This is a genomic window from Sediminibacterium sp. TEGAF015, from assembly GCF_025997995.1.
GTDB lineage: Bacteria > Bacteroidota > Bacteroidia > Chitinophagales > Chitinophagaceae > Sediminibacterium.
The window spans coordinates 2,917,996-2,943,621 of the sequence record NZ_AP026683.1; the positions used below are offsets into that span (position 1 = coordinate 2,917,996).

At 37.9% G+C, this 25,626-nt stretch carries 21 protein-coding genes; 9 read left to right on the forward strand and 12 right to left on the reverse strand.

The features are described 5' to 3' along the window. Positions 1 to 6 precede the first annotated feature (6 nt). The 9 genes from TEGAF0_RS13005 (at position 7) to TEGAF0_RS13045 (ending at position 10,641) form a co-directional block, all read left to right on the forward strand. Positions 7 to 714 carry an SDR family NAD(P)-dependent oxidoreductase gene (locus tag TEGAF0_RS13005; protein WP_264898854.1) on the forward strand — a complete coding sequence of 236 codons (708 nt, stop codon included), beginning with the start codon at positions 7 to 9 and terminating at the stop codon, positions 712 to 714. After that, on the forward strand, positions 711 to 2,063 hold the full coding sequence (locus TEGAF0_RS13010; RefSeq protein ID WP_264898855.1) for an ANL family adenylate-forming protein: 1,353 nt from the start codon (positions 711 to 713) through the stop codon (positions 2,061 to 2,063). Before TEGAF0_RS13005 ends, TEGAF0_RS13010 begins: the two co-directional genes overlap by 4 nt. Before the next feature lie 12 nt (positions 2,064 to 2,075). After that, positions 2,076 to 3,221, forward strand: a complete 1,146-nt coding sequence (locus TEGAF0_RS13015) for an aminotransferase class I/II-fold pyridoxal phosphate-dependent enzyme (RefSeq protein ID WP_264898857.1) — start codon at positions 2,076 to 2,078, stop codon at positions 3,219 to 3,221. A 45-nt stretch (positions 3,222 to 3,266) separates the two neighbouring features. Next, a complete protein-coding gene (locus TEGAF0_RS13020) occupies positions 3,267 to 4,241 on the forward strand; it encodes an ATP-grasp domain-containing protein (RefSeq protein WP_264898859.1) in 975 nt (324 codons plus the stop codon). Then, positions 4,225 to 4,863, forward strand: coding sequence for an HAD family hydrolase (locus TEGAF0_RS13025; RefSeq protein ID WP_264898861.1), 639 nt, complete (start codon positions 4,225 to 4,227; stop codon positions 4,861 to 4,863). The genes TEGAF0_RS13020 and TEGAF0_RS13025 overlap by 17 nt, the downstream gene beginning before the upstream one ends. A gap of 71 nt (positions 4,864 to 4,934) precedes the next feature. Next, a complete protein-coding gene (locus tag TEGAF0_RS13030) occupies positions 4,935 to 5,534 on the forward strand; it encodes a sugar transferase (RefSeq protein WP_264898864.1) in 600 nt (199 codons plus the stop codon). Positions 5,535 to 5,717: 183 nt separating this feature from the next. Continuing rightward, the gene (locus TEGAF0_RS13035; RefSeq protein ID WP_264898866.1) at positions 5,718 to 7,679 is read left to right on the forward strand and encodes a polysaccharide biosynthesis protein; all 1,962 of its coding nucleotides are present in this window, start codon (positions 5,718 to 5,720) and stop codon (positions 7,677 to 7,679) included. A gap of 4 nt (positions 7,680 to 7,683) precedes the next feature. Beyond that, positions 7,684 to 9,141: a capsule assembly Wzi family protein gene (locus tag TEGAF0_RS13040; protein WP_264898868.1), complete on the forward strand. Its 1,458-nt coding sequence runs from the start codon at positions 7,684 to 7,686 to the stop codon at positions 9,139 to 9,141. Further along, positions 9,142 to 10,641, forward strand: coding sequence for a capsule assembly Wzi family protein (locus tag TEGAF0_RS13045; RefSeq protein ID WP_264898870.1), 1,500 nt, complete (start codon positions 9,142 to 9,144; stop codon positions 10,639 to 10,641). It begins immediately after the preceding gene. Here TEGAF0_RS13045 and TEGAF0_RS13050 read toward each other — a convergent pair. Genes TEGAF0_RS13050 through TEGAF0_RS13105 form a run of 12 tightly spaced genes read right to left on the reverse strand, consistent with a single transcriptional unit; the run spans position 10,607 to position 25,587 of the window. After that, on the reverse strand, positions 10,607 to 11,671 hold the full coding sequence (locus TEGAF0_RS13050; protein WP_264898873.1) for a GumC domain-containing protein: 1,065 nt from the start codon (positions 11,669 to 11,671) through the stop codon (positions 10,607 to 10,609). The genes TEGAF0_RS13045 and TEGAF0_RS13050 overlap by 35 nt on opposite strands. A gap of 10 nt (positions 11,672 to 11,681) precedes the next feature. Further along, positions 11,682 to 13,997 carry an SLBB domain-containing protein gene (locus TEGAF0_RS13055; protein WP_264898875.1) on the reverse strand — a complete coding sequence of 772 codons (2,316 nt, stop codon included), beginning with the start codon at positions 13,995 to 13,997 and terminating at the stop codon, positions 11,682 to 11,684. 56 nt (positions 13,998 to 14,053) lie between these two features. After that, on the reverse strand, positions 14,054 to 15,676 hold the full coding sequence (locus TEGAF0_RS13060; RefSeq protein WP_264898877.1) for a capsule assembly Wzi family protein: 1,623 nt from the start codon (positions 15,674 to 15,676) through the stop codon (positions 14,054 to 14,056). Positions 15,677 to 15,699: 23 nt separating this feature from the next. Then, a complete protein-coding gene (locus tag TEGAF0_RS13065) occupies positions 15,700 to 17,109 on the reverse strand; it encodes an undecaprenyl-phosphate glucose phosphotransferase (RefSeq protein WP_264898879.1) in 1,410 nt (469 codons plus the stop codon). Between the two features lie 17 nt (positions 17,110 to 17,126). Then, positions 17,127 to 17,924 carry a WecB/TagA/CpsF family glycosyltransferase gene (locus TEGAF0_RS13070; RefSeq protein WP_264898881.1) on the reverse strand — a complete coding sequence of 266 codons (798 nt, stop codon included), beginning with the start codon at positions 17,922 to 17,924 and terminating at the stop codon, positions 17,127 to 17,129. After that, entirely contained in the window at positions 17,866 to 19,158 is a 1,293-nt protein-coding gene (locus tag TEGAF0_RS13075) for a glycosyltransferase family 4 protein (RefSeq protein WP_264898883.1), read from the reverse strand. Before TEGAF0_RS13075 ends, TEGAF0_RS13070 begins: the two co-directional genes overlap by 59 nt. Further along, positions 19,142 to 20,233: an acyltransferase family protein gene (locus TEGAF0_RS13080; RefSeq protein WP_264898885.1), complete on the reverse strand. Its 1,092-nt coding sequence runs from the start codon at positions 20,231 to 20,233 to the stop codon at positions 19,142 to 19,144. The genes TEGAF0_RS13075 and TEGAF0_RS13080 overlap by 17 nt, the downstream gene beginning before the upstream one ends. Next, positions 20,220 to 21,407, reverse strand: coding sequence for a glycosyltransferase family 4 protein (locus TEGAF0_RS13085; RefSeq protein ID WP_264898887.1), 1,188 nt, complete (start codon positions 21,405 to 21,407; stop codon positions 20,220 to 20,222). Before TEGAF0_RS13085 ends, TEGAF0_RS13080 begins: the two co-directional genes overlap by 14 nt. Position 21,408: 1 nt before the next feature. Then, the gene (locus tag TEGAF0_RS13090; RefSeq protein WP_264898889.1) at positions 21,409 to 22,791 is read right to left on the reverse strand and encodes a hypothetical protein; all 1,383 of its coding nucleotides are present in this window, start codon (positions 22,789 to 22,791) and stop codon (positions 21,409 to 21,411) included. 39 nt (positions 22,792 to 22,830) lie between these two features. After that, on the reverse strand, positions 22,831 to 24,060 hold the full coding sequence (locus TEGAF0_RS13095; RefSeq protein ID WP_264898890.1) for an oligosaccharide flippase family protein: 1,230 nt from the start codon (positions 24,058 to 24,060) through the stop codon (positions 22,831 to 22,833). Positions 24,061 to 24,066: 6 nt separating this feature from the next. Further along, positions 24,067 to 24,744, reverse strand: coding sequence for a hypothetical protein (locus tag TEGAF0_RS13100; RefSeq protein WP_264898891.1), 678 nt, complete (start codon positions 24,742 to 24,744; stop codon positions 24,067 to 24,069). Between the two features lie 30 nt (positions 24,745 to 24,774). Continuing rightward, positions 24,775 to 25,587: a class I SAM-dependent methyltransferase gene (locus TEGAF0_RS13105; protein ID WP_264898892.1), complete on the reverse strand. Its 813-nt coding sequence runs from the start codon at positions 25,585 to 25,587 to the stop codon at positions 24,775 to 24,777. Positions 25,588 to 25,626 lie beyond the last annotated feature (39 nt).

Here is a 25,626-nt window from a genome sequence, read left to right on the forward strand (position 1 = left end):
AGGTATATGATAGAGCAACTAGTTATTCTTATCACTGGATCCAGAAAAGGTATAGGGAGGGAACTCAGTGAATATTTCTTAAGTCTGGGTCATCAGGTAATAGGTTGTAGTCGAAGTGAAAATGATCTTGAACATATAAATTATAAGCATTATTGTTTGGATGTAGCAGATGAAGGCGCAGTGAAAAATATCTTCTCAGCTATCAGAAAAAACTTTGGTAAACTTGATGTGCTTATTAACAATGCAGGCGTTGCTTCGATGAACCACTTATTATTGACACCTGGGTCAACTGTAGATAAGCTTTTTCAGACTAATTTTAAGGGAACATTCCTTTTTTCAAGAGAGGCAGCCAAATTAATGCAGAAGAATAGATTTGGCCGTATTGTAAATTTTTCAACTGTAGCTGTAGCACTTGATCTGGAAGGGGAAGCAATTTACGCGGCGAGTAAGAATGCTGTAGAGCAACTTACCCGGGTAATGGCTAAAGAATTTGGGGGGTTAGGTATTACTGTAAACTGCGTTGGACCTACACCTATTGATACAGACTTAATAAAAGCTGTTCCTAAAAACAAGATAGAAGAATTAATTGCACATCAGGCCGTTCGTAGAATGGGCACTTTTGGAGATGTAATCAATGTTATTGATTTTTTTATCAGCCCTAAAAGTGACTTTATATCAGGTCAAACTATATATCTAGGAGGAGTATTTAAATGAGATCAATTGAACATTTTATAAGAAAGATTACTGGCTATAATGATAAAACAGCTATAATTCATGAAGGAAAGCTGATTAGTTATCATGATCTTGCCGAACGCATCAGTAACCAAAAACGTCTCATTAATGAAAAAGGGGTACGTTCAAGTCAACTTGTTTTTATAATCGGTGATTATTCTGTTGAAGCGATAGCTTTATTTTTTGCTTTAGCTTTAAATAAAAATATTATTATTCCTGTCACAACTGAGCTTGATGCTGAAATTAATGAACGATTGCAGGAATCAAAACCCGATTGGATATTTAATCTAAGATTGAGTGTGGTTGAGAACTTAACTGAACTCGAAGAAAAAGATAGGCATTTCTTGATTGAAGGAATAAAAACACAAAGCGCATCAGGGTTGCTTTTGTTCAGTAGCGGAAGTACTGGTAAACCGAAGGCAATGGTTCATAATCTCGATTCCTTATTGGAGTCTTATTTAGAGAAAAAGACCAAAATGATTAATTTTTTGGTTTTTTTAATGTTTGATCATATTGGGGGATTGAATACTTTGTTGAACTGTCTGTCGATGGGTGCAACTATTACAATTCCTGAAAATCGCCGACCTGATCATGTTTGTGAATTGATTGAAAAGTACAAAGTTAATGTTCTTCCTGCATCACCCACTTTTTTAAATTTGACCCTAATAAGTAAGGCTTTTGAAAAATATGATGTATCCAGTTTACTAATGGTAACTTATGGTACTGAACCTATGCCAGAAGCCTTGCTTATGCGGTTAAAGGGTTTACTACCCCGTGTAAAGTTTATGCAAACATTCGGAACCAGTGAAACTGGTATTGCGAAAACAATAAGTAAATCGTCGACGAGTACTTTTTTAAAAATTGAAGACCCTGATCAGGAATTCAAGATAGTGAATGGGGAATTATGGCTTAGAAGTAAGACGCAGATATTAGGCTATATTAACCATAGTAATGATTGTTTTACGGAGGATGGATGGTTTAAAACCGGTGATCTGGTGGAAGAAACAAGTGATGGATTTCTAAAAATAATAGGACGCTCTAAGGAAGTAATTAATGTTGGAGGAGAAAAAGTATTGCCAACAGAAATTGAAACTGTTGTTATCGAATTACCTCAAGTTATTGATTGTAAAGCAAAAGGAGTGGCAAATGCTATTACGGGACAAATGGTTGTTATCGATGTTATTTTGGCGGATGGATTCGACCCTAAAGTTGAAAAAATTGTCATACGTAATCACTGCCGAGAAAGATTAGATGCATATAAAGTACCTGCAAAAATTAATTTTGTGTCTGAGTTAGCATTCTCCGATAGGTTTAAAAAAATACGTAAATAAATATTTAAAAAGATGAACAAAATTTGGCTTTCCTCTCCTCATCTGGGAACTGCGGAATATGATTATGTAAAGGAAGCATTCGATACCAATTGGATTTCTCCACTCGGTCCAAATGTTAACGGATTTGAAGATGATATTTCATCATTTCTAGGGACAGGAAGAAAACTAAGTGGGGATATCAAAACAGCGGCATTGTCTTCTGGTACGGCGGCTTTACACTTAGCGCTGATAATTTTGGGTGTTGAAGCTGGTGATATTGTATTAGTACAAAGCTTTACTTTTTGTGGAACTACTAATCCGGTTACCTACCAGGGAGCAAAAATTGTTTTTATTGATTCTGAACCAGAGACGTGGAATATGTGTCCTGATGCTTTGGCTCAAGCTCTAAATAAATATAAGGAAAAGGTAAAAGCTATCATTCCGGTTCATTTGTATGGCATGCCTTCAAAAATGAAGGAACTACAGGACGTTGCAGACAGGTATGATGTACCAATCATTGAAGACGCTGCAGAAGCTTTAGGCTCTAGTTATAAGAATATGGCTTGTGGTACATTTGGTGAAATGTCAGCACTCAGTTTTAATGGAAATAAAATTATTACGACCAGTGGCGGAGGTGCCCTTGTTTCTGCCAAACCGGAATACATAGAGAAAGCACGTTTTTTAAGTACGCAAGCACGTGACCAGGCGCCACATTATCAGCATTCTCAGATAGGATATAATTATCGTATGAGTAATATAGTGGCAGGCATTGGACGCGGTCAGATGAAGGTGCTTAATGAAAGGGTAGCACAAAGAAGGGCAAACAACAAAAGGTATAGGAATTTTTTCAATAGTATACCGGGGATAAGTTTTCAAACAGAGCCCAATAATGATTTCTTTAGTAATTATTGGCTTACCGCTATATTAATAGACCCAGTATTAACAGGTGGTATTACAAGAGAAACAGTAAGACTGGCACTTAATGCTGATAATATTGAATCAAGACCTCTTTGGAAGCCTATGCATCTACAACCCATTTATGAAGGCTCAGAGTTTTTTGGAACAAGGTTGTGTGAAAGATTATTCGAAAATGGATTGTGTTTACCCAGTGGATCTAATTTAACTGATGAGGAGTTTGATCGAATTTTTTCAACATTAGGAAAACTTTTTAAAGTTTAAATGTTTACCATAAATCATATAGCCAGATAATTTAGATTTAATATTATGGGAAATATCCTGATTACATCGGCAGGACGAAGAGCGAGTTTGGTTAAGTCTTTTAAAGAAGAAGCAAAAAAAATAAGCCCGGAATCAAAAATTTTTACTGCTGAAGCTAATCCAGAATGGTCATCAGCCTGTAGAGTATCGGATGGCTTTTTTCGATTACCCAGAATTACAGATGATAATTACATCGATTCTTTGTTAAAAAATTGTCTTCAGAAAAATATTTCTCTTATCGTACCTACAATTGATACAGAACTATCTATTTTGGCAGAATCTAAAACTTTATTTAAAAATCGCAATATTGATATAGTTATTTCTGATACAGAGTTTATAGCATTTTGTAGGGATAAACGAAATACGAATGTTTTATTCGAAAAACTAGACATACGTATACCAGCTATTATAGATAGAGATAGACCATCATTTCCACTTTTTGTAAAACCGTATGATGGAAGCCTTAGTCAGGGTATTCAACTGCTTGTAAGCCAAGATGAATTGACTGAGTCAATTAAAAATAATCCTAAACTCATGTTTATGGAATATATAGATCCAGTTAAGTTTGATGAGTATACGATAGACGCATATTACGATAAGAATAACCACTTGAAATGTTTGGTTCCGAGACGCAGGGTTGAAGTTCGAGGTGGAGAAATTAGTAAAGGTAGAACGGAGAGAGGCTGGTTTTATCATGTTCTATGTGATAAAATTAAGTACATGAAAGGAGCTGTTGGTTGTATAACATTTCAATTTTTTATTGGAAAACATGAGGAAGAATTAATAGGTATTGAAATAAATCCGCGTTTTGGTGGTGGATATCCTTTAAGTTACGCAGCAGGAGCTAATTACCCGGGATTCCTTATAAGAGAATATATCTTACATCAGGAAGTTAAATTTTCGGATGAATGGGTAAGTGATAGGGTTATGTTACGGTATGATGCTGAAATAATTCTTGACCAGAATGATTTTATCAATTAAGAACACTTTTGTATTTGATTTGGATGATACTTTATATCCAGAAATAGATTTTGAAACATCTGGAATAAAGTTTGTTTATAACAAGTTAGGCGTTAGTTCAATTAACCTAGAAAAATTACTATCTAATAGAAATAACTGGGTACAGATAATATTGGATGAACTTGGCTGTAGTATTTCTAAAGATCAGCTTTTATTATTATATCGAAATCATACCCCTGATATTATCTTATATGAAGATGCGAAAAGGTTACTAATGAAGTTGTACAATGTGACAGATTTATATCTGATCACAGATGGAAGATCAACAACACAAAGAGCAAAACTTCGTTCTCTTGGAATTGAGTACATGTTTCAAAAAATAATTATTTCTGAAGAAATTAATTCCGAAAAACCGGCAAAGAAAAATTTTCTATCTGTAATGGATTATAAATCAAAGGGGCAATATGTTTATATTGCTGATAATGTAAAAAAAGATTTTGTTACACCTAAGCAACTTGGGTGGAAGACTATTTGTCTCTTAGACAGAGGGTGTAATATCCATAAACAAAGTTTTGATTTTCCTGAGAATTTTCTTCCCCATAATACAATTAATTCTTTTGATCAAATAGTATTATCAGAATAAATATTTTTAAAATAATGTCAACCAAATAAGCAAAAAAGCAGCCTGAAACAATTCTTCACAAGAAGTTATATATGTATCGAAATTTTATTAAACCCGTTGCAGATTTCTTTTTTTCACTATTGTTATTGATTTGTCTCTCACCTATTATAATACTGACGATACTCTTTCTTTTTTTTGAAAACAAAGGAGATGTTTTCTTTTTACAACAAAGACCTGGTTATAAGGGGAAGCCATTTTTAATTATTAAGTTCAAAACGATGGTTGATGCGTACGATCAAGATGGGAATTTATTACCAGACGAACAAAGAATTACTAACGTTGGGAAATTAGTACGATCTAATTCACTTGACGAGTTATTGCAACTATTGAATGTTTTAAAGGGCGAAATGAGTTTAGTAGGTCCACGACCGTTATTAATGCAATATATGTCTAGATATTCAACTGAGCAGGCAAAACGCCACGATGTTAAACCTGGCATAACAGGTTGGGCACAGGTGAATGGGAGAAATGCTATTAGTTGGGATCAAAAGTTTAAGTATGATATTGAATATATAGAAACACAAAGGTTTTTTTTAGATTTGAAAATTCTTTGGATGACATTTACTAATGTTATTAAAAGAAAGGATATTAGTTCCGAGGGGCATGCAACAATGGAAGAATTTAAAGGCTAATTGTAATTTTTGAAAAAAAATCTATAACTTAATTCAATTCTAATTTAACTAAACTTCAAAATTAGAAATTCATTTTAAGTTTTGTACAAAGTATCAGAGAATCAATATGAACTTGAATAAAATAATAATTTCAATCTTTTTTTTATAATTTCAATTAGATTTTGTTGTAATAGTTATTGATTTATGTCATTATTGTTCAAAAGGTATAAGCTAAGAAAAATAAAAAATTTATCTATCATTCCTAGATGGGTTATTTTTATTTTAGATATGTTAGTAAGTTTATTTTGTTTTTTGCTTGCATATTTAATAAAAAATGAATTTGATTTTAGCTTCATAGAGAAAGGCCAATTTACTCAGAACTTAATGATATTACTAGCTTTTAATGTCTCTCTATTTTCACTTTTCAAGGTCTATTCAGGAATTATACGTTTTACAGGACTGCAGGATGCCTTCAGAATTTTTTTTGTTGTCTTTTTTGCTAATGTAGGTTATTATTTGTTGGATCTCTTTATGCAACAATGGTATCAATTTAAATTGATACCCACTTCAGTTTTAGTTATTAACATGTTACTTTCTTTTGTTGCTTTAAGTAGCTATAGAGTTTTTGTAAAATATTTTTTCTCTTATATTACTACTTTTAATGTAACTAAAAAGAGGGTTGCAATTTTTGGAGCCGGCGACGTGGGTATATCTACCAAACGGGCATTAGAACATGATATGACAGCCAATATTCAAATGGTCCTCTTTATCGAAGATGATCAGCGTAAAGTGGGTAAGAATATTGATGGAATAAAGATTTATTCATCAACCCAGCTTGAAAGTTTATTAAAACAATATTTGGTAGATGAGTTAATTATTGCAACAACTAAATTGGCTTCCAAGCGGAAGAATGAAATTGTAGATTATTGTCTGGATAATAAAATTGAAGTTTTTACAGTTCCCCCCTTAAAAAGCTGGATAAATGGTCAACTAAGTACCAAGCAATTACAGAATGTTAAAATTGAAGATTTACTCGAAAGGGAACAGATTAAAATTTATAATGAAATATTGTTTAAGCAATTAAACAATAAAATAGTTTTGGTGACGGGGGCTGCTGGTTCTATAGGCAGTGAAATTGTACGCCAGTTGCTGGGATACAAACCAAAGTTATTAGTGTTAAATGACCATGCTGAAACACCATTGCACGATTTGAAATTAGAATTGGAAGAATTGGGGTGTAGTAATTTTAAATTAGCGTTGGGTGATATTCGAAACGAATTATTTATTGATAAGATTTTCTTAGATTGGAAACCTGATTTTGTGTATCATGCTGCAGCATATAAGCATGTACCTATGATGGAAGATAGCCCATTAGAAGCTATTTGCACCAATGTAGGAGGAACGAAATTATTGGCGGATTTATCTATTAAATATGGAGTGGAGAGGTTTGTTATGATCTCTACTGATAAAGCGGTGAATCCTACAAATGTGATGGGGGCTTCCAAAAGGATTGCGGAAATGTATGTTCAGAGTTTATATCAAAATCAAGAAATTCAATTTCAGAAGGATTTAAATACAACCAGAACTAAATTCATCACTACCCGTTTCGGAAATGTTCTAGGCTCCAATGGCTCCGTAATTCCTCGTTTTAAAAAGCAAATTGAAGCTGGTGGCCCAGTCACGGTTACACATCCCGATATCACTCGTTATTTCATGACCATACCCGAAGCCTGTCAGTTGGTATTGGAAGCCGGTTCTATGGGTAATGGGGGAGAAATCTTCGTATTTGATATGGGGCAGCCTGTAAAAATCGCAGATTTAGCTCGTAAAATGATCAGGCTATCTGGATTAGAGCCTGAGGATGATATCAAAATTGAATACAGTGGCCTTCGTCCAGGTGAAAAACTCTATGAAGAGTTATTGAATAATGCTGAGAATACAATGGCGACTTATCATGAAAAAATTCTAATTGCAAAGACTAGAACCTTAGAGTATGAAAGTTTGTCCTTACAAATTGAAGCATTGATCAGGCCAGCTAAAAATCAGGAGTCAGTAGTTGAAGTTGTGGCAGCTATGAAAGCACTAGTACCTGAATTTATTAGCAATAATTCTGAATTTGAAAAATTAGATGCCCCTAGAGTGATAAATATGAACAAAGCGGGCTAATACAATGAGATTTATTTTTGCGACATTTAATTTATTAATTATTCTTGGAAGTAATACTACCTTACTTGCTCAACAATATGCTTTAGAACAAGTTAATTCAAATTCATCCAGAAATCAACAATTATTAAGTAATGTAGATTCAAATATTTCTTTTAGTGTTCGAGCTAATTCCATTCTTCTACAATCAAAAGTCTCTTGGGAAAAGCCGTCTCTTACAATTCTTTCCATTATTTTAACTCAACAGCTCAATACCCGGAATCCCTATGGTTGGAATGATGGTCCTATGATGCAAGCCAAGGGATATCAGATGGTGGCTCGACCTGGAGTTAATATGCGATATGGCGTTTTTGAAGCACAAGCGGCCCCAGAATTTCTATATTCAGGTGCACGATCTTATACCAAGCTTTTTCCAGGTCAATCTTTTGTAAAAGCCCATTTAGGACCTATTTCAATGGGAGTATCATCAGAAAATTTGTGGTGGGGGCCTGGTATTAACAGTTCCTTGTTAATGAGTAATAATGCCTCAGGTTTTTTGCATGGATTTATTGGTACTAATAAACCCATTAAAACACCCATTGGAAATATTGAATTTAATATTATTGGAGCCAGGTTAACTTCTTACATTAAGCTCCTTTACGAAAATAATTATAACCAAATTCGAAACATCAACGATGATTGGCGATACCTAAATGCTTATGTGGTAAGTTGGCAGCCTAAATGGGTAAAAGGATTGTTTCTAGGAATGACCAGATCTTTGCAACAATATGGGGATAAAGTCCAACGTCAGCAAACTGGTTTTGTAAGCAAGTATTTGCCAGTACTAGGTTTAGCCATTCAGAAAACCAATAATTTCGGAGATGATTCACTGGACAGAGATCAGTTGGCTTCTTTTTTTCTGCGTTGGCTATTACCAAAATCAAATGCTGAATTCTATGTGGAGTTCGGTAAAAACGATTATGGTTATAATGTCAGAGATTATTTGATGGCTCCCTCTCATTCCTATGCTTATACCGTTGGATTCAGAAAATTGCTGCCAAAGAATAAGGAGGAATATGTGCAAATAGAAGGTGAACTCACTCAGATGAGTCAATCCCCTGATGCCATGGTTCGAAGTGCGGGTAATTGGTATGTTCATGGTCAAATTGGTCAAGGCTATACCCATCAAAACCAAATCATCGGTTCAGGTGCTGGATTTGGGGCCAATGTGCAAACAGCTTCCGCTACCTGGATTAATGGGGATATTCGAAATGGGTTTTTGATTCAAAGGGTGGAAAGAGATCCAGAAGGTAGAGTAAATAAATGGACGGACTTTAGCATTGGTTGGATGCCCCAATGGAAATACAAGAATATGCTTTTGGGAGCTAAGGTTCAATTGATTCGTTCTAATAATTACAATTGGGAGAAGGGTAATCATAATTTTAATATTCACTCCCGCTTAATGATTCAATACAATATCCAATAAGTGAGTAAGAATAGGGTAGGATTATTTTTAATTGGGATAGTTCTTTTTCATGTCTCAGTGCAAGCCCAATGGGTGCAAAAAGACATTGTTCGTGAATTAGCCATTACCCAGCATCTATTAGGCAATCAAGCAGATTCCTTTCTGTACCCATCTAAACAACTTGTTAATAAAAAGAAAGTAAAGATTGAACTCCTGCCAATTGGGATGACGCACTTGTATCATTCTTCCTTGCCTACTGGCTATAATTTGAGTTCAGCCATTGCTGCCAAGGGGTACCAGTTACAAGTTTCTGGCGGTTTCAAAGCTAGCATTGGAGATAAATTAAAGATTCAATTGAATCCTGAATGGGTAGAAGCCAAGAACCAGGATTTTGAACAGATGGCGCAAATCTTGGGAGACCAAACTTGGGCAGATTATTATCGTTTTGCAAACAATGTAGACCTACCTGTAAAAATGGGAGAAGGGCCTTATTCCAGAGCCTTTTTGGGACAATCTTATATTAAATATCAGTGGAACAAAAATTGGGAAGCGGGCATTTCGTCCGAGAATTTATGGTGGGGGCCTGGATGGAAAAATGCGTTGATCATGAGCTACAATGCGCCTGGTTTTTTGCATGCTACCGTAAATACAAAAAAGCCAGTCGAAACCAAGTGGGGTACAATTTCTTTTCAGTGGATAGGGGGTAAGCTAAAAGAATCAGGTATTTTGCCTCTGCGCATTAATTCGGTTTACAATGGCAATTTTGTGTATCAACCTAAAATACAAGAAGATCGAATATTGACTGCCATACATTTCAATTGGACACCCAAATGGACCCCCAACCTTTCGCTGGGTTATTCAGGGGCAGCTTATTTCTATGCCAATGATTGGGGCACCAAAGCCAGTCTAGGTGCTGTGTATGCCCGCTATAGAATGCCAGAAGAATTAGCTGAACTATACATGGAATTTGGGGCTTTGAAAGATTTTAGAAGAGCCTATGTAGCAGGTTTTCGTAAACTATTTCCTACCACTAACAACGCCCATATTCAATTTGCTGCAGAGTTAACGCAAATGCAAGCACAGACGGCAGAACTCATTCGCGATCCCAATAGCTGGTACACAAATGACAAAGTAAGACATGGCTATACGCATTTAGGCAGAACCATCGGCGCGGGTATTGGGCCAGGTAGCAATAGCCAGAACATAGAAATTTCCTGGGTCAAGAATAATAATAAGATAGGATTACAATTCGAAAGGCTACGACACAACAGCGATTTTTATTATTATACTTTCGCTCGCATAGGCGATTTTAGAAGACATTGGGTGGATTTGTCCAGTAGCGCATTTGCCAGCTGGCAATTCAAAAATATTTGGCTCAATGCAAGATTGCAATGGATGCGCACCTTCAATTACCAATGGTTAATCATTGAAACCAATCCTTCTACTCCTGGTAATTATTTTGATCCTGGAAATGATTATCGCAATATCAGTGCTTCCCTTTCGGCCATTCTCCGCCTGTAAGAAAAACCATAACGCCACCAGCAACTAAGGCAGCCATCATTCCACTCAACGCTTTTACCCACCATCCTTCTTCCGTTGAATTCAAGGGCAAATCAGGATAGTCAACTACTTGTACAGTGGGGGTTTCCTGAATCATTGCTGTTTTACTGATTTCCAGGTTCTTGATAATTTCCCCATAAATAGTGGCTTGTACATATTTATCGCGGCTGGAGATTTCTGCAGATACGGTGGGTGCTGAATATACTGGATTTGCATTTAAGAGCAATCGGTCTGTTTCGGCGGCGGAATAAGTCTTCTTATTCAAAGTGGATGCCAAACTATCTGCTTTGGCTTGTAATCGCTGCACATTCGATTGCAATCTTCGGGTCTTGGTATTCACATAAAAATCAGTCGCAACTTTCAACAAGCGAGTGCAGAACAATTGACTGAATGCTTCATCCCGGCTAATTACACTGAGTTCAAAAAAACCCAGTTTTCGATCTGGCTTTAATACCGATAAGTTCTTCTCTACTATTTTTTGAACCACTACTTTGAGCAAACTGTCCTGTAGTCGATCCATTTTCTTTCCTACCGGAAAATCAATCCATTTCCCTACTTTTTTCTTGCCTTCCCATTTTGTTTTCAAGTCCTGCGTTTCAGCATAAACATCGGCTAAACTTTTTTTCGCATCATAAGGAGTAAGTAGGGTTTGTTTAATCAGCGTACCGCTTTTTAACAATTGCAATACATTGTCTCCTGCCAATACCCCACTGGTTCCAGATAAACTTCCCAAATCAAAGCCGAATTGTCCGGCCAAGGCAGACATCAGGTTACCGCTACCTGCTTTGGATTCTTCTACCACAAAACTGGTGCGGGCAATATATTCAACAGGTTTTATCCAATGATATACCAACCCTCCAACAAAACCCAGGACTGCCAATACCAATAATAATTTCCATTTGGCAAATAGTAATTGAATAAAAGCTTGTACCTGTTCCTTGTAAGGTTGGGTTTCAAATGCAGAATCTTCTGGTAATATTTTGGGTTGCATGAATCTTTTTTTAATTCCTTAAAATACTTACCATGCTAACAATCGCCGTAAGTATACCTGTTAGTGCCGATAACTCAAATACGGTTAGTCCTTTCTTTTCTGCTGGGTTTATTTCCGGCACAATGATTTTACTTCCCGGTTGAACTCTAGGGTAGAAGCGCAAGAATAAAAAAGACTTGATTTTTTTATTCACCCCATTGCTATATTGGATATAGGCTTTCTTTAAGTTACCCTTGTCGGTAATGCCCCCTGCATCGGAGATATACGACTTGAATCTTCTGGATTCAAAGGCAAAAATTTGTTGGTTAAATACCTGTCCTTGCACTTCTACAAAAGATTCGTTTCTGGGGATATTAATGCTGTCACCTGGCAACAATAGGAAGCGATTATTGGTACCCTGTTCATTCTCCGACAAAATGGTAGTTGCAACTCGTAGTTTATTGCGATATACTTGTGCATTGGCAAAAGATCCATTGGGCGTTACGCCGCCCGCTCTTTGTATAATTTCCTGAACAGTTTCATCTCTTCTTTCTAAAGAATAATCACCAGCGTACAATACTTCTCCTCTGATTTTTACACTTCCTAAATTTCGGTAATTCAAGAGGCGAGGAACAAAAATATAGTCCAGAGGCTCCAGTAAAGTGGTACTCCCTGCTTTTTTGCTCAAGCTAGAATCTACTTCTACTTTAATCAGGTCAATAAGTTTGTTGGCCAAGGTATCCGATTTGTTTTTTTCCAATCGGGAAATTTCTACCTTATGCGTAGCCGCATCATTGGTAAATCCTCCGGCCAATAGAATCGCATCTTCTAAGGATATCCCTTTTTTGAAACTAAATATTCCAGGGTTTCTTACATTGCCCCCAACCGTAATCGTTGATTTTTCTTCCATCTGGTCCTTGGCATAAATATGGATAGAGTCGTCTTTGGCTAACAAGATATCAGCCGCTTTACCACTTAATACATCGCTCACTTCAAAACTGATGATGGACTGCTCATAACTCACAGGGTTTCTACGGAAAATAGCTGCTCTATTGGTATAGGCTTTTTCCAGAATGCCATTGGCTTTTTGAATCAGTTTTACCAAGCTCAAATCCTTGGTCAGTTCATAGTTCCCAGGTCTATTCACAGCACCTGCCAGAATAATGCGGTTATTGTAAATGGCGGGTATTTTTTCTACATAAATAGAATCTGCATTGCGGGGAATAAAATACGCAAAATCAGTAGCGGGTACATCTCTCAAAACCCGCTCTTTATTGCTTAACTGCACTAGTTTTACCGCATCTCTATAGGCAGTGTCTCCTAAGCCACCTGCCATGGTAATCAGGTCTTGCAGGGTTTCCTTTTCCAATAATTCATAAACAGCAGGACGTTTGATTTGTCCATTCACAGAAACTCTTTTCTGATATACGGGAAAGCGAATGATGTCCTGGTGTTCTAATTGCAAGGACTTAGATAAAGTCCCTTTTAATAAGAACTCATAGAAATCTATCTGGGCAATCACTTTATTGTTGCGAATCAATTCAATCATACGAAGTGATCCATTGGCAGAAGGGCCACCGGAGGCATACAGAGCATTGAATACATTCGCGATTGAACTCAAAGTATAGGTGCCTGGTTTTTCTGCTTCTCCAATCACATGGATTTGCATCGACTTTACATTGTCTACTGTAACCATTACTTGGGTTTTTCCCGCGCTGATTAAGGGGTAGGCAATTTTCAATTTCTGCTTTATTTTTTGGGTAGCTTGTTCCAAGTTTAAACCATTCAGGTTCACTACCCCCGCATACGGCAAAACATAATTGCCCTCTTTGGAAATAGCAGCCGTAAAATCGGTTTCATTGGCTCCTGTTATAGTTACAGTTAATTCATCTCCGGGGCCTACTAAATAATTCTTCGGTGGGGCCATAATGAAATTGGGCTCAAAGTTGATATCAGGGTTGCTAAAAAAATCGAATCCAAAATAAGGGGAGAGCCTTTTCACTTGCGGTACAGCTAATATCCAACTGCTATCTCTTAAAAAACTAGCGGTATCCCGAATGCTATTTTGACTGCTAAAAGCAGATTTATTGGCTCCCTGTACTTTGATCAATCTTTGTTTGAACTGATTCACTTCCGAAGCCGACATCCCTCTTTTCACTAATTCCTCAATGGCTTCATTTTCCGACATGCCCGCTTTCTGCGTACGTTGCCACAATTGCGTAATCTGCTTATCGGATAACTGAGAAACTTTCAAATTATTGGAACCAGGGTTTTGGGCACCCAAGGGGTTATTAATGCCTAGGCATAGGAACACAAGTAGATAAAATAATTTCAGTGTACGTTTCATCAACTTCATAGTTATTGCATACATGTTACGAATATCGGAAATAATCCCCATAAGGCTTAGAAACCATAGCGGAAGCCCAGAAAGCCCTGGTTCCATCCATTGTTTTGGGTACGATAACTTCCAGTGATATATAAGTTGTTGTACAACTCATATTGGCTTTGCAAAAACCATTCGTTTTGGTTAAACATATAATTGAATAAAAAGGCGGGCTGGGGTTGCTGAAAATATTGTTGATCCAAAGTCCCTTCTCCGCCTTTTCTGATGTATTGGTATTGCAATAGCAATTTGAGTCTGGGGATAGGGGTATACTTCACATTGAATAAGAACCGATCTGAATTGCTTCCCATCCAATCTCCTAAAGAATAACCATAATGGGTATAATTCTGGGCTGGCAATAAATTGCGATATACAAAAGGATTGATGCGTGTATATTCCACCGTAGCAGTTAAATAGGGAAGTCCTAGATCGGTTACGCTGGCTCCCAACGTAAAGCCCAATTGGTTCCGGCTTTTTTCGCTATTGGCAATAGCACTCAGTCTTACTTCATCAATGAAAATGGTTCCATACAAATGAGTATTCTTGATATTGTTTCTAGAACTCACACTTAGGAACAACTGACTATTGGCTCCTGCATTGATATTGTTATTGGCCTGTTGAATTTCAAAAACTTTGAAGAAGGAAATGGGGATCAAATACCCCGCATTCAGTTGATCGCTGTACACAATGGATTCTCCCAAAGAAATATGCAATCCTTTTTTGATTCGGAATTGAATACTATGCTGTGCCATGTATTTATTAATGAACTGCTCCCTTCTACCACCATAGGTAGTGGTGCCTGTATTATAGGTTCTGCTAGAGTCAATAATATCCGAGTTCAACCAGGCATGTGTATAGTTAAATCGCAACCAAGGTAGCGGTGCAAAGTCAAATCGAATAAGGGGATAAGTGGGCGCTTTATTGGACAATACAATTCTGCCGTTTTCCCCATATCCATAGGATAGTTGGTCTTGTCCAAAACCAATGCTTCCATTTTTAAATTGATAATAAATGCCCGCTCTGATTTGCGAATAGTTATGGCTTTTTTGGTTCGGTGCAATGCGGGTAGAAAAACCTGTTTCAGGTGTAAAGCTTCGGGTTGTATCAATGCCCTTCCCCTTTTCATTTACATCATTAAAAGAAAGATAGAAACCCCAATGTTTTCCTGCGTACCCATATAAGTTAAATCCAGAACCATATTGAGTAACCGATTGGTCCTTGCCTTGGTAAGTGCCGTATTGTAAAATAGGATCCACCCGCATACGAAAGTCTTTGCTGTGAATAGCAATCGATCGAAAGCGACCAAAAGGATCTTTGGTAAAATAGGTATTTCGGATCTCTCCAGAACCAGTGGGCAATTCCAATCCATCCGTAAAATCTCTTAGATAAAAATCCAATTCTTTTTTCTCAGTGGTCGTCAATAGATTGGCTTTTGTTTGTAAACTGTCCAAGCAAGATTTAATATAGATTCTGCTTATGGGTCTTATCAAATCATGAAAAGTCACTAGACCTTTCTGGTCCATACGGCTCAAGTAATTGTACACTTCGTTTTGGGAGTATTCGGTTACCACCTGCGCATCCAAATTTGAAATGGATAGTAGTATGCCTAAAAAGAAGAGTAGATAGATTTTAATTGCCTTCATGTATTCTTGGTAATAGGGTTTGTTTAATACGCATTTTGATCGCCTCGGATCATATTGATAATGGTTTGTAAAATAATTTGACAATCGAACCAGAATGTCCAACGATGGATATAGTATAAATCAAAATTGACTCTTTTCTGCATGGAGCCTGGGGTTTTGGTTTCGCCCCTATATCCATTTACTTGCGCCCATCCAGAAATGCCCGGTTTCACCACATGTCGTAACATATAGTTGTCAATGGTTTGCATCGATTCCAGGTTCAGTGGAGTAGGATGGGGTCTGGGACCAATCACCGACATATTGCCCAACAATACATTCCAGAATTGGGGCAATTCATCCAGGTTACTTCTTCTTAGAATGGCACCAATTGCTGTAATACGGGGATCATATTTATGCGCTTGCTGGTAGTTCCCGTTCTGATCCAAATCCTTACTCTCTTTCACCATGGTTCGGAACTTATAGCAGGTAATTTTTTCGTTGTTCAATCCCCAACGTTCTTGGGTAAAAAACACAGGCCCTTTAGAAGTGATTTTGATGAGTACCACCAGAATAGGAAACAACCAGCTGGCAATCAAAATGAAAAATAGCAAGGAAAAAACAATATCAAAGCTTCTTTTGAGCAAACGATTGGATGCCTTATCTAAGGGTAATTCTCGGATATTAATTACCGACAATAAACCAATATTATTCACTTGTAAATTAGAAGATGTGTATTGCTCAAAGTCAGGTAAAATCCGGGTTTGTGTGGCATACTGGTCACAGATATCAATGCACTGTTGTATCTCTTTGTTGCGATGCGTAGGCAATGCAATCACCACTTCATCAATGGGTGTTTCTTTGATGGTCTTAGCCAACTCTTTTACAGTGCCTTTATAAGGACATCCATTCATTTTGGTAACCTGATCGTCCAAGAATCCCACACATTTATAACCGTAATAATAATAGCGGTTGATGGCTTCGTAAAAATCCTGTGCAGCAGGGGTTACGCCTACTATCAAAATATTATCCAGCAATTTTCCATGCGAAATGGCAGAGTGTAAGTATTTTCGAATAATGTACTTGGTAAAAGTTAGTAGCACAAATAGAATCCCATCCAGCGCTATGAAAAAACTCGTGTTATGCTCTCTTCCTAAGCTATCACTTACAAAGAAAAATACCGAGCTCAGCATGATGGTATAAATGCCCAGCGAGTAAATGATGAAAATGATTTCTTCTGAATATTTATTGGAGCGGCGATCGGTATATAAATGCGAGAAATTGGTACTGATATACCAAACGGCCAAGGCAATCAGCACAAATACATAATTGTTCCATTCATGTTCCCAGATATTGAGTTGAAGACTAAAAGCTGCCGCCAACAAATAAGACATACCCACGATTGCCCCGTCGGTGATATAGCGAATAATAGAATATTGGTTAATTTTTCTGGGCATAGCTTTCGCGCAATCCTTTATTTATTGGCCAATTTTTGTTTGAGTAAAATAGGTAAAATAGCGGGGGCTTCCACAAAATACCTTCGGAATAATCTTCGGGGTTCTTTCAAGAACCGATACAACCATTCCAGTCCATTTTTTTGCATCCAAATCGGGGCTCGGTTGAACTTGCCCACTGCCACATCCAATGCGCCCCCAATACCAATATTAATCGTGCTCTTGAGTTGTTGCAAATGCTGGGCAATCCAAAAATCTTGTTTGGGAGCGGTTAAGCTCACCCATACAATATCGGGCGCTGCCGCGTTGATAAGGTCCACCATTTTTTGGTTCACTGCTGCACTAAATTCATTGGCATAAGGCGGGCTATACGTACCCACAATCTGAATGCCTGGATATTGGGCTTCCAGTTGTGTCTGGTATTGAGCAGCCACCCCGGGGGCTGCACCTAGAAAAAACATCCGATAATTCTTTTGGTGGGCTCGTGCTATGTATTGAGGCAATAAGTCTAAGCCAGTTACCCTCCCCCTTAATCGTTGTTTTCCAATAAAGGAAGAAGCCCAAATCAAGGGAACCCCATCACATAATGTCAGGTCAGCCTGGTTATAAATATGTTGTAAGGCTTTGTTTTGATGGGCCCATACCACACAGTTCACGGGCGTTACACAAATTTGCCGAGGGGTCTTTTCCTGAATCCATTGGTCAAACAAATCCATGGTCTCTTCCAGCGTAATATCACTGATGCCCGTACCCCCAATATTAATTTTGGGAATCTGCCTGCTTGGTTTCTCCTGAATTGTTTTTTGCCCTGGATTCAAAATGATACAACAACTTTAAAGCGTTAATATGCTGGTTGATGGTATAAGACCGCTGAAACCGATCGTATGCAGCCTTAGAAAGGGCATCTTTGGTTTCGTTGGAACGGGCTTCAAATATACTAATTACCTCGTTTAGTTGATTGATTGGATGTATGGGGTATAAATATCCATCTGCTTCATGGGAAATCATGCCCCGCATATTGGCAGAGTCGGCTGCAATTACAATGCTACCATGGCTTTGGGCTTCTATTACAGTCATGGGCTGCACTTCGAACCATCTGGAGGGGAGGATCAAAGCCGCGCAGGAGGCATACAGGGCTGCCAGGGACTCGCGGGGGACGGCGGCCAAATACTCTATATTAGATTTTGCCTGATTTTTTGAATTTTCCTGAACGATAGTATGTTCACCCTCTCCTTTTTTTTGCTCAGATTCCCGAATCTGCTCTTGAACCCATTCGGCCAATGGCCCATCGCCCACAATTTTCAAAGGCTTTCCATTATCCATAAAGGCTTCGACCAAATCCCGAATTCCTTTTTCTTCACTCAAACGACCTACGTAGAGGTAAAAATTTTCTCGGGTGGAGAAAGGGGCAGGTGAAGATGTATCTAAAGATTTCAGCAGAAAATTAGACTTCTTAAAAATCTTTTCTTTTGGAATTCCGCTATTCAATAAAAATTGCTCCTGCAACGGATTGATGACTACATATCGGTCTATTTTTTTAGAAAAGGTTTCCAGTTTTTTATTGAGACCATAAGAAGCCGCCAATACCCTGGAGAATAGCCCCGAGTTTTTAAAACATTTTCTTTGGATACCTGCACGAAAACTTTTTTCATCATAACAACGGGTACAAGGCTGGTTGTTATAATACATAAACCCATTCAGGCAAAATAGTCGGTAATTGTGCAGCGTGAGTAAGGTATATGCCCCTGCGGCTTTGGCTGCCCAAAAAACAGCAGGAGAAGCCCGATAAAAAAAATTGTGGACATGCACTATTTCAATTTTGTGCTTCTTAACCAATCGATACACTTTATAAAAAGCCGACAGATTAAAAAATAACTGAAAAGGATAATTCAATAGAGCGATGGGGCCCGCCGCTTGGTTATGGAAATACAAAGGGATTACCCGATATCCTGAACTTTCTAAATAAGAAAGTTCCTGGGCTACTACCGTGTCTTCTCCTCCTTTGTGGAGGTAGCGATTATGTATCAGTAGTATACTAGGCTTTGCTTCCATATTTTTTTCTGAGTCCTACAAAGGGTTGTTCTATACAATAGTAAGACCCGATGGACAAGAGTAAAGTTAAGGGCCAGAAAAACAACTGCCATTGCCAGCTCCATTCTATAAAATAATGATTCCCCAATTTGGCAACTATCCAATGAAATAAATACAAACTATAACTGATCTTTCCTACAAAAATCATAGCAGGATGGCTAAGTATATTTTTGATCCATGGGTTTGGGAAAAGCCCAATAACAGGGATGATGAGAAATAATCCTATACCTTGAAAACTATAGAGTAAAGTTTGTCGGAATACTTCGTTACGAATGGCCACCGATAAGAGGATTAAGAGTAGGCCCAAACCAAACACCCAAGGCTTGAGTAACAATTTTTCATAGGCCTTGCTTTCTATTCCGAATAACAAGAGTGCCGCTAAACAACCCCAGATAATGGAGTCTAATCGGGTATGCGTAGAGAAATAAATTCTTCCTGCCGAGTCTTCCACCGCTGGATAAAATTGCTCGTAAGTAAACCATCGAATCGCAAGGCTGGCGATGCACACGGCCAGTAAAAACCAAGCGAACTGCTTTATATTTTTTTCGTTGTTTTTATTTTTTTTATCTTGAATAAAGAACTGCAACAGCAAAGGAAAAGCCAAATAAAAATGCTCTTCTACCGACAAAGACCAGAGGATGTCTAACACCCTTCCCGCATCTTCTACGGGTGTTCTAAACCAACCGATATAATAATTGGTATAATAGAATAGCGATGCCCATATATCGGTCATGGGCAAGGGATATTGCATGATTTTCGTGGCAATTACACTGCATCCAATCATCACTAATAGTGCAGGGTACAAACGAAATAATCGGCGCAGATAAAACGAACCAAAATCAATCCTTCCCTTTTCTTGTATTTCGGCCAGTAACAAACGCGTTATTAAATAACCACTCAAAAAGAAAAATAAAGTCACGCCAAACTTACCCGGTATGATTTTTCCCAACCCTGCATGCGACAATACCACAAAGCCAATGGCAATGCCTCTGGCACCATCTATATAAGGGATATAGCCTGTTTTAGGATTTGCCATGCGCTGCTTTTTTAAATACTTTGATCAATTCTGCACTCGCTTTTTCCCAGGAAAAATAAGCCAATCTTTGTTTCCCATTTTCTTTTAGTGTTTCCTGCAAAATTGTATCGGATAATACTTTCTTTAGTAAATCAGCAAGTCCATTTATATCATACGGATCAAAGCCAATCACTGCATCACCCCCCACTTCTGGTAAACAAGAATTATTCGCTACCAATACGGGTAGATTACTTTGAAAAGCTTCTAATACAGGAATACCAAATCCCTCATTGTATGAAGGAAATACATAGAGACTGGCCCCTGCATACCATTGGGCTAGTTCCTCATCAGGCAAATAGCCCGTGCAAATAACATGGTCATATAAGTTGAGATCCGCAATGCAAGCATGAATAGCTGCCGTATCATCCGAGTCTTTTTTATTATTACCCGTTCCTACCAATACCAATGAATAATATATAGAGGATTCATCCAAGAATTGCCGATAGGCTTTTAATAAGAAAGGAATATTTTTTCTTTTTTCCCAAACGCCAACGTGCAGAATATAAGGTTGAGTTGGCAAGTCATTGCTATTTAAAATAGCATGCTGAACACTATCGGATACAGATTCGTTTGCAATTCTTGTATCAGAATCTTGTGTCAATTTGGTTTGCAAAGTTTTCGGCCCTGGATAAATATTTACAATCTGATCCAATGGAAACCCAAAATGCTGATGAATCTTTTGCTTCGCATATTGCGAAGTCGTTACAACACAAGCAGCGGATCGAGCAGCCGGCATGGCCAATCCTTTAAAAAGTTTGAGCCATAAACGGTTATAGTGTTCCGGATATTCGTAAAAAAAGGCATCGTGAAACAGCGCTACATTTTTAAACCTTAATCTCAGCATCGGCGCAAAATAGTCAGTGCAGAAAACAATATCAACCCCTTTTGCAAAAGCCTTTACTGGTAGTAAAATTTGTTTCCAATACTGATACACCAAATGATTGCCGATAATGCCCCATTTGCTTTTTCTGGAGAACTTGGGAAGCTTAGCGGTTAATGGGAAAAAAGCAATGCCCAGGTCCTGGTTTTTCAAAAAAGCACGGTAGTATTCTTCTAAGATGGTTTTTTGTCCCGTCTTTGCATATTGTAAATCCAATATATCCACGCCCACTCTTACCTGCTTGCTTTTTTGCATTTTACTGATTGGTTATACTAGCTATTTCTGAATTCAATTCTGATTGATAGAGACTCATGGTATTCAGCAATCCTGCACAAAACCAAGTGATATAGGCTATGTAGATATAGGATTCTGTGTTGGCTGTAAAGGTAGGGATGATCATGCCAATTTTTACTAATAAAACGCATAGGGCCAGCTGGCGGATCTTACCTGTCTTGGCTTTGAATTGCTGCACGGCGAGTCTGATCAACCCGATATAAATAGCTATATACAAAAGAATAGCAATGATGCCGGCCTGCACTCCAATGATGACTAATTGATTTTCTCCTCCAATATTATCGCCTACCGCACCCGATACCCTTCCCGACATACCCAGCCCCAAACCCAATGGATTCGCGGATATGGCTTCAATGCCATCCAACCATTGCAATACGTGAAAGGCACTGGAATTGTCGGTGAAATTAATGGTGCTGATAATTAAATCGTAGATATCTCCCTGTAAATAAAACAATACTGCAATGGTAACTAGGGTAGCCCCTGCATAAAACAATTGCAACCACTGTTTTTTATACGTGATAATCGCATACACATAAATCACGAAGAAATAACTTACTAAGGAAGCACGGGAAATCGCTAAAAAGATAGAGAGTACACTTACCAATAGGGCTAGCTTTCCCAGGTTGTCCAATTTGAAACTAAAATTAGTTTGGGTATACAATGCCAGAATAGCAGCAAGCGTAAAAATGGTATTGACGCCCAACTCTAAAGGTCCCCCATAAAAACTAGCGAAACGCTTTAGGCCATTACTCGTTTCGAAAGTCCAACTCAACCCAAAATTTCCAGAAGGTTCTGTATCAAAGAATCGCAATTGATACTCGGCATATCCTGTATAAGTCTGCAAATGCGTATTCACTAGATTCTCGCCCAGTAATACCACACCCGCTACAATGGAGACCAATAAGATTATACTGAAATTGGTTTTGAGATTCACTAGTTTGGGATTGATCAATCTGCCCGTGAAATAAATCAGTGGGAAAAAACTAAGACTCTTAAATGCCAGTAGCTTTTGCACAATACCATAGTTGCCCAAGGGCAGCAAAATATAAATGCCCGTGTAAATAAAATAGGCAATTAACAATTTATCGATGATGGTAAATTGAATTCTTTCTGTTTGATTATAGATGAGATACCCCAGCGCACTGATGACGATAATTTCTTTGAATCCCTGAAACAAAGTCATCATACTACCCAATCCCATTTGGTTTAGGATGGATAGAGCGGTGATGTAAACGGGTAAGCCAAAAACAAAAAAACGGAGAATATATTGCGGCTTCTGCTGTATTAATTGATAGAGCGCATAAAGAAAAGAAAATACGTATGCACAAGGAATGATATACAGCATACTGCAAAATACCCTAAAACCCTCGGAACATACAAATTTTTAGGGTTTTGATTTTCGGATAAAATAGCGATACAATGGAATGGATCCTAGTTCAGCAAATAAGGGGAATAGCCCAAACCATAGTGGTTCTCCCAGTTGAATAAATAGGCCAGATAATACAATCGAAATGCCCAATAGGATTAGGGAGATGGTGAAAATGGAAGCGTACTGGTTGCCCATGAGCAATTCAGCGAAATTCAAGGAGTTGATAGCAGCTAGTAGCGGAACCAAACAAATGGATTGCACAAAAAGAACAGCCATAGGATCTGTATGTCCAGTAATAAGCGGTACCAATTGATGGGCTAAAAAAAACAAAGCCCCTGCTATCAAGGTGAAAACGATTCCAATGGCCCATCCCAGTTTTTTCTTAACCACTTGCCATTGTGCCGGATTTTCTTTTTGTAAAATAGAGGCCCTGGGAAACACCACATTAAATAGCGATATAATCAACATTCGGAAAGACCAAACGATTTTATCGCACAAAGAATACGCACCTAAAAGAGCGGCATTGCCCATGGCAGAGACCGCAAACAGAAAAATGGATTGCTGTAATTGTACACTTACATTATTTCCTGTTAAATAGCTGTTCTGCTTAAAATATTGAACCAACTGGTTCATGGAAATACGAAAATGGTGTAGCTGGTATTTTTGAATAAGGTAGATTAATAAAAACAAGTAACCAGGAATTTGTGCAGCCCCTAAGAAAAAGTTCACCCAAACCCCATCCGCTGGTCCCTGCACCCAAAAAAGTATACAGATAACGGCCAGTAATTTGCTGATCAAATTGATCCCATTATAGAGTGATAATTTTTGGATGCCTACAAAAAAGAAAAAAGGATTCAGCAGCTCCGCAAGAATAATCAGATTGGCAAAAAGTAAGTGCCTTCCTTTTTCTGCGGGTAATATCCATTGATTGATGCATAATAAAACGAGAAAAGAAAGAACATAGAGAATGCCTCTGGAATAAAATATGCTGTAAAAAATGTTACTTAAAGATGCTGGGGAATCTCTTTCTAAAGCAACGTCTTTTACGCCCGACTGATTACTGCCATAATTAATTAAAATGGAAACCAACGCTGCATAAGAACTGGCCAGCATGATGAGTCCAAATTCTGTTAATCCTACTTTTCTGGAAATGATGGGAATCAACAAAATCTGAATCAATACATTCGCCCCCTGGATAAAGCTCAAATGGAGAAAACTGAAAAAGGCGGAGGCTTTGCTTTGCATAAACCGCTATTGTTTATTGATAGCCGTTAATTTGATATTGTCGATAGACCAACTCTTAGTGCAAAAATCACTAGCCGTAAACAATACATCCTGAAATGACATTTCGATTGGCCCTTTGTGTAAAGTAAAAAACTCTAATCGATACCAGCTGGTTCCGTTTTTCTGACCCAGTTTGGAACAAGCACCCTCCATAGTTCCCCAGGAATTACTTAATGCCGGATTATTAATCATAGTGGGCTGGTAATTCGCAGGGAAGGATTGCGGATTGTTATCGTTGGAAAACGTTGTGATCATGATGGGGTTGTTGTCTAGCTTTACCTGAAAAATATCTGGTAAGCTGCCACCCGGCGGAATAAAATTACCCTTCCAGTTATCGTGTAAAAATAAATCGAATTCAATTTTTAGCACATTGTGCGGAGCAACACTGTCTACTTTTAATACAACGAAGTTGCTATTAAATCTTCCAAATACATTGTTGTTGTTGAAGCGAGCAATTTTATTGGAATCTACCAAGCCAAAAGCATCATAGACTTTCATCTTGGTTGGGATATCGGTATTCTCAAAATCGTTGTAGTAGGCAAAATTCCTTTCAGGAACTGCTTTACTGCAGGCGAATACACTCATGCTGAAAATCAATAGCAGTAAGTAATTCAGTTGCGTTTTCAATATGTTGATCAATCCCATGTAAACCTTTTTGCGCTTTTCAAATGTACATTAATACTGGGGGATATTGACGTTAAAGGGTTGGCTTTTATCTACGGTAACCCATACTTCCAAAGCCTCTCTAAAATACGGAATGGAATTGCCTAATTGTAATAAGCCGTTTCGGATGCTACTTTTCAGCGTGCCAGTAGATTCCTTGGGTTTGTAATTGAATTTAGTAATGGAAACCTGAAATCCATTGTTCAAGATGTTAAAATAAGTCTTGATTTCACTTGCAGAATATTCTTTCCAGTGATGACCATAAGTAACCGTTGGAAAGATTGCACTCACATCTAGTCCAATGCCTTTTAATGTGATTACCTTATAGAGGGTTTTGATGATGGCATAGATAGTGAGGGAGTTGGGGGTGCTGATATAGATGCTTCCGTGTTGTTTAATTAAGCTGTGAATCCTTTGCCAGAATCCAATGGGGTTGAAAGTAATATGCTCAAATATTTCTGCGAAAAGAATTAAATCGTATTTGTTTTCTCCTTCGGATAAACTGGTTAGCTTCTCTAGGTTGTTTTCTTCAATCTGCTTGAGGCCATAGGCTGCTGCTCTTTCCTGAATAAAAGGCAGGGTGCAGAATTCAGTTACGTCCATACAATCCACCCGATAACCCAATAAAGACAATAGTATGGAAGAGTGTAAATAATGACTACCGATATCTAATACAGCCGAACCTTTGGGAAGCTTGGAACAAACGGTCTCGGCCATTTTCCGAAACCTTTCCCGATGATATTGAAAATAAACAAGGTCGTTGGAATGCTTGTTTTCTTGCACAATGCGTTCTACTTCCTTCAATGCTTCTTCAATGGTTTTCATTATTGCGAAGATAGCTTTTTAAGGGAAAGAGATTCATAC

Bases quoted from the DNA above. Each gene is read 5' to 3' on its own strand.
- TEGAF0_RS13085 (WP_264898887.1), bottom strand. From the start codon at position 21,407: ATGCAAAAAAGCAAGCAGGTAAGAGTGGGCGTGGATATATTGGATTTA.
- TEGAF0_RS13100 (WP_264898891.1), bottom strand. From the start codon at position 24,744: ATGGGATTGATCAACATATTGAAAACGCAACTGAATTACTTACTGCTA.
- TEGAF0_RS13060 (WP_264898877.1), bottom strand. From the start codon at position 15,676: ATGAAGGCAATTAAAATCTATCTACTCTTCTTTTTAGGCATACTACTA.
- TEGAF0_RS13055 (WP_264898875.1), bottom strand. From the start codon at position 13,997: ATGAAACGTACACTGAAATTATTTTATCTACTTGTGTTCCTATGCCTA.
- TEGAF0_RS13035 (WP_264898866.1), top strand. From the start codon at position 5,718: ATGTCATTATTGTTCAAAAGGTATAAGCTAAGAAAAATAAAAAATTTA.
- TEGAF0_RS13075 (WP_264898883.1), bottom strand. From the start codon at position 19,158: ATGGAAGCAAAGCCTAGTATACTACTGATACATAATCGCTACCTCCAC.
- TEGAF0_RS13065 (WP_264898879.1), bottom strand. From the start codon at position 17,109: ATGCCCAGAAAAATTAACCAATATTCTATTATTCGCTATATCACCGAC.
- TEGAF0_RS13020 (WP_264898859.1), top strand. From the start codon at position 3,267: ATGGGAAATATCCTGATTACATCGGCAGGACGAAGAGCGAGTTTGGTT.
- TEGAF0_RS13080 (WP_264898885.1), bottom strand. From the start codon at position 20,233: ATGGCAAATCCTAAAACAGGCTATATCCCTTATATAGATGGTGCCAGA.
- TEGAF0_RS13010 (WP_264898855.1), top strand. From the start codon at position 711: ATGAGATCAATTGAACATTTTATAAGAAAGATTACTGGCTATAATGAT.
- TEGAF0_RS13105 (WP_264898892.1), bottom strand. From the start codon at position 25,587: ATGAAAACCATTGAAGAAGCATTGAAGGAAGTAGAACGCATTGTGCAA.
- TEGAF0_RS13025 (WP_264898861.1), top strand. From the start codon at position 4,225: ATGATTTTATCAATTAAGAACACTTTTGTATTTGATTTGGATGATACT.
- TEGAF0_RS13050 (WP_264898873.1), bottom strand. From the start codon at position 11,671: ATGCAACCCAAAATATTACCAGAAGATTCTGCATTTGAAACCCAACCT.
- TEGAF0_RS13095 (WP_264898890.1), bottom strand. From the start codon at position 24,060: ATGCAAAGCAAAGCCTCCGCCTTTTTCAGTTTTCTCCATTTGAGCTTT.
- TEGAF0_RS13015 (WP_264898857.1), top strand. From the start codon at position 2,076: ATGAACAAAATTTGGCTTTCCTCTCCTCATCTGGGAACTGCGGAATAT.
- TEGAF0_RS13005 (WP_264898854.1), top strand. From the start codon at position 7: ATGATAGAGCAACTAGTTATTCTTATCACTGGATCCAGAAAAGGTATA.
- TEGAF0_RS13030 (WP_264898864.1), top strand. From the start codon at position 4,935: ATGTATCGAAATTTTATTAAACCCGTTGCAGATTTCTTTTTTTCACTA.
- TEGAF0_RS13090 (WP_264898889.1), bottom strand. From the start codon at position 22,791: ATGCTGTATATCATTCCTTGTGCATACGTATTTTCTTTTCTTTATGCG.
- TEGAF0_RS13040 (WP_264898868.1), top strand. From the start codon at position 7,684: ATGAGATTTATTTTTGCGACATTTAATTTATTAATTATTCTTGGAAGT.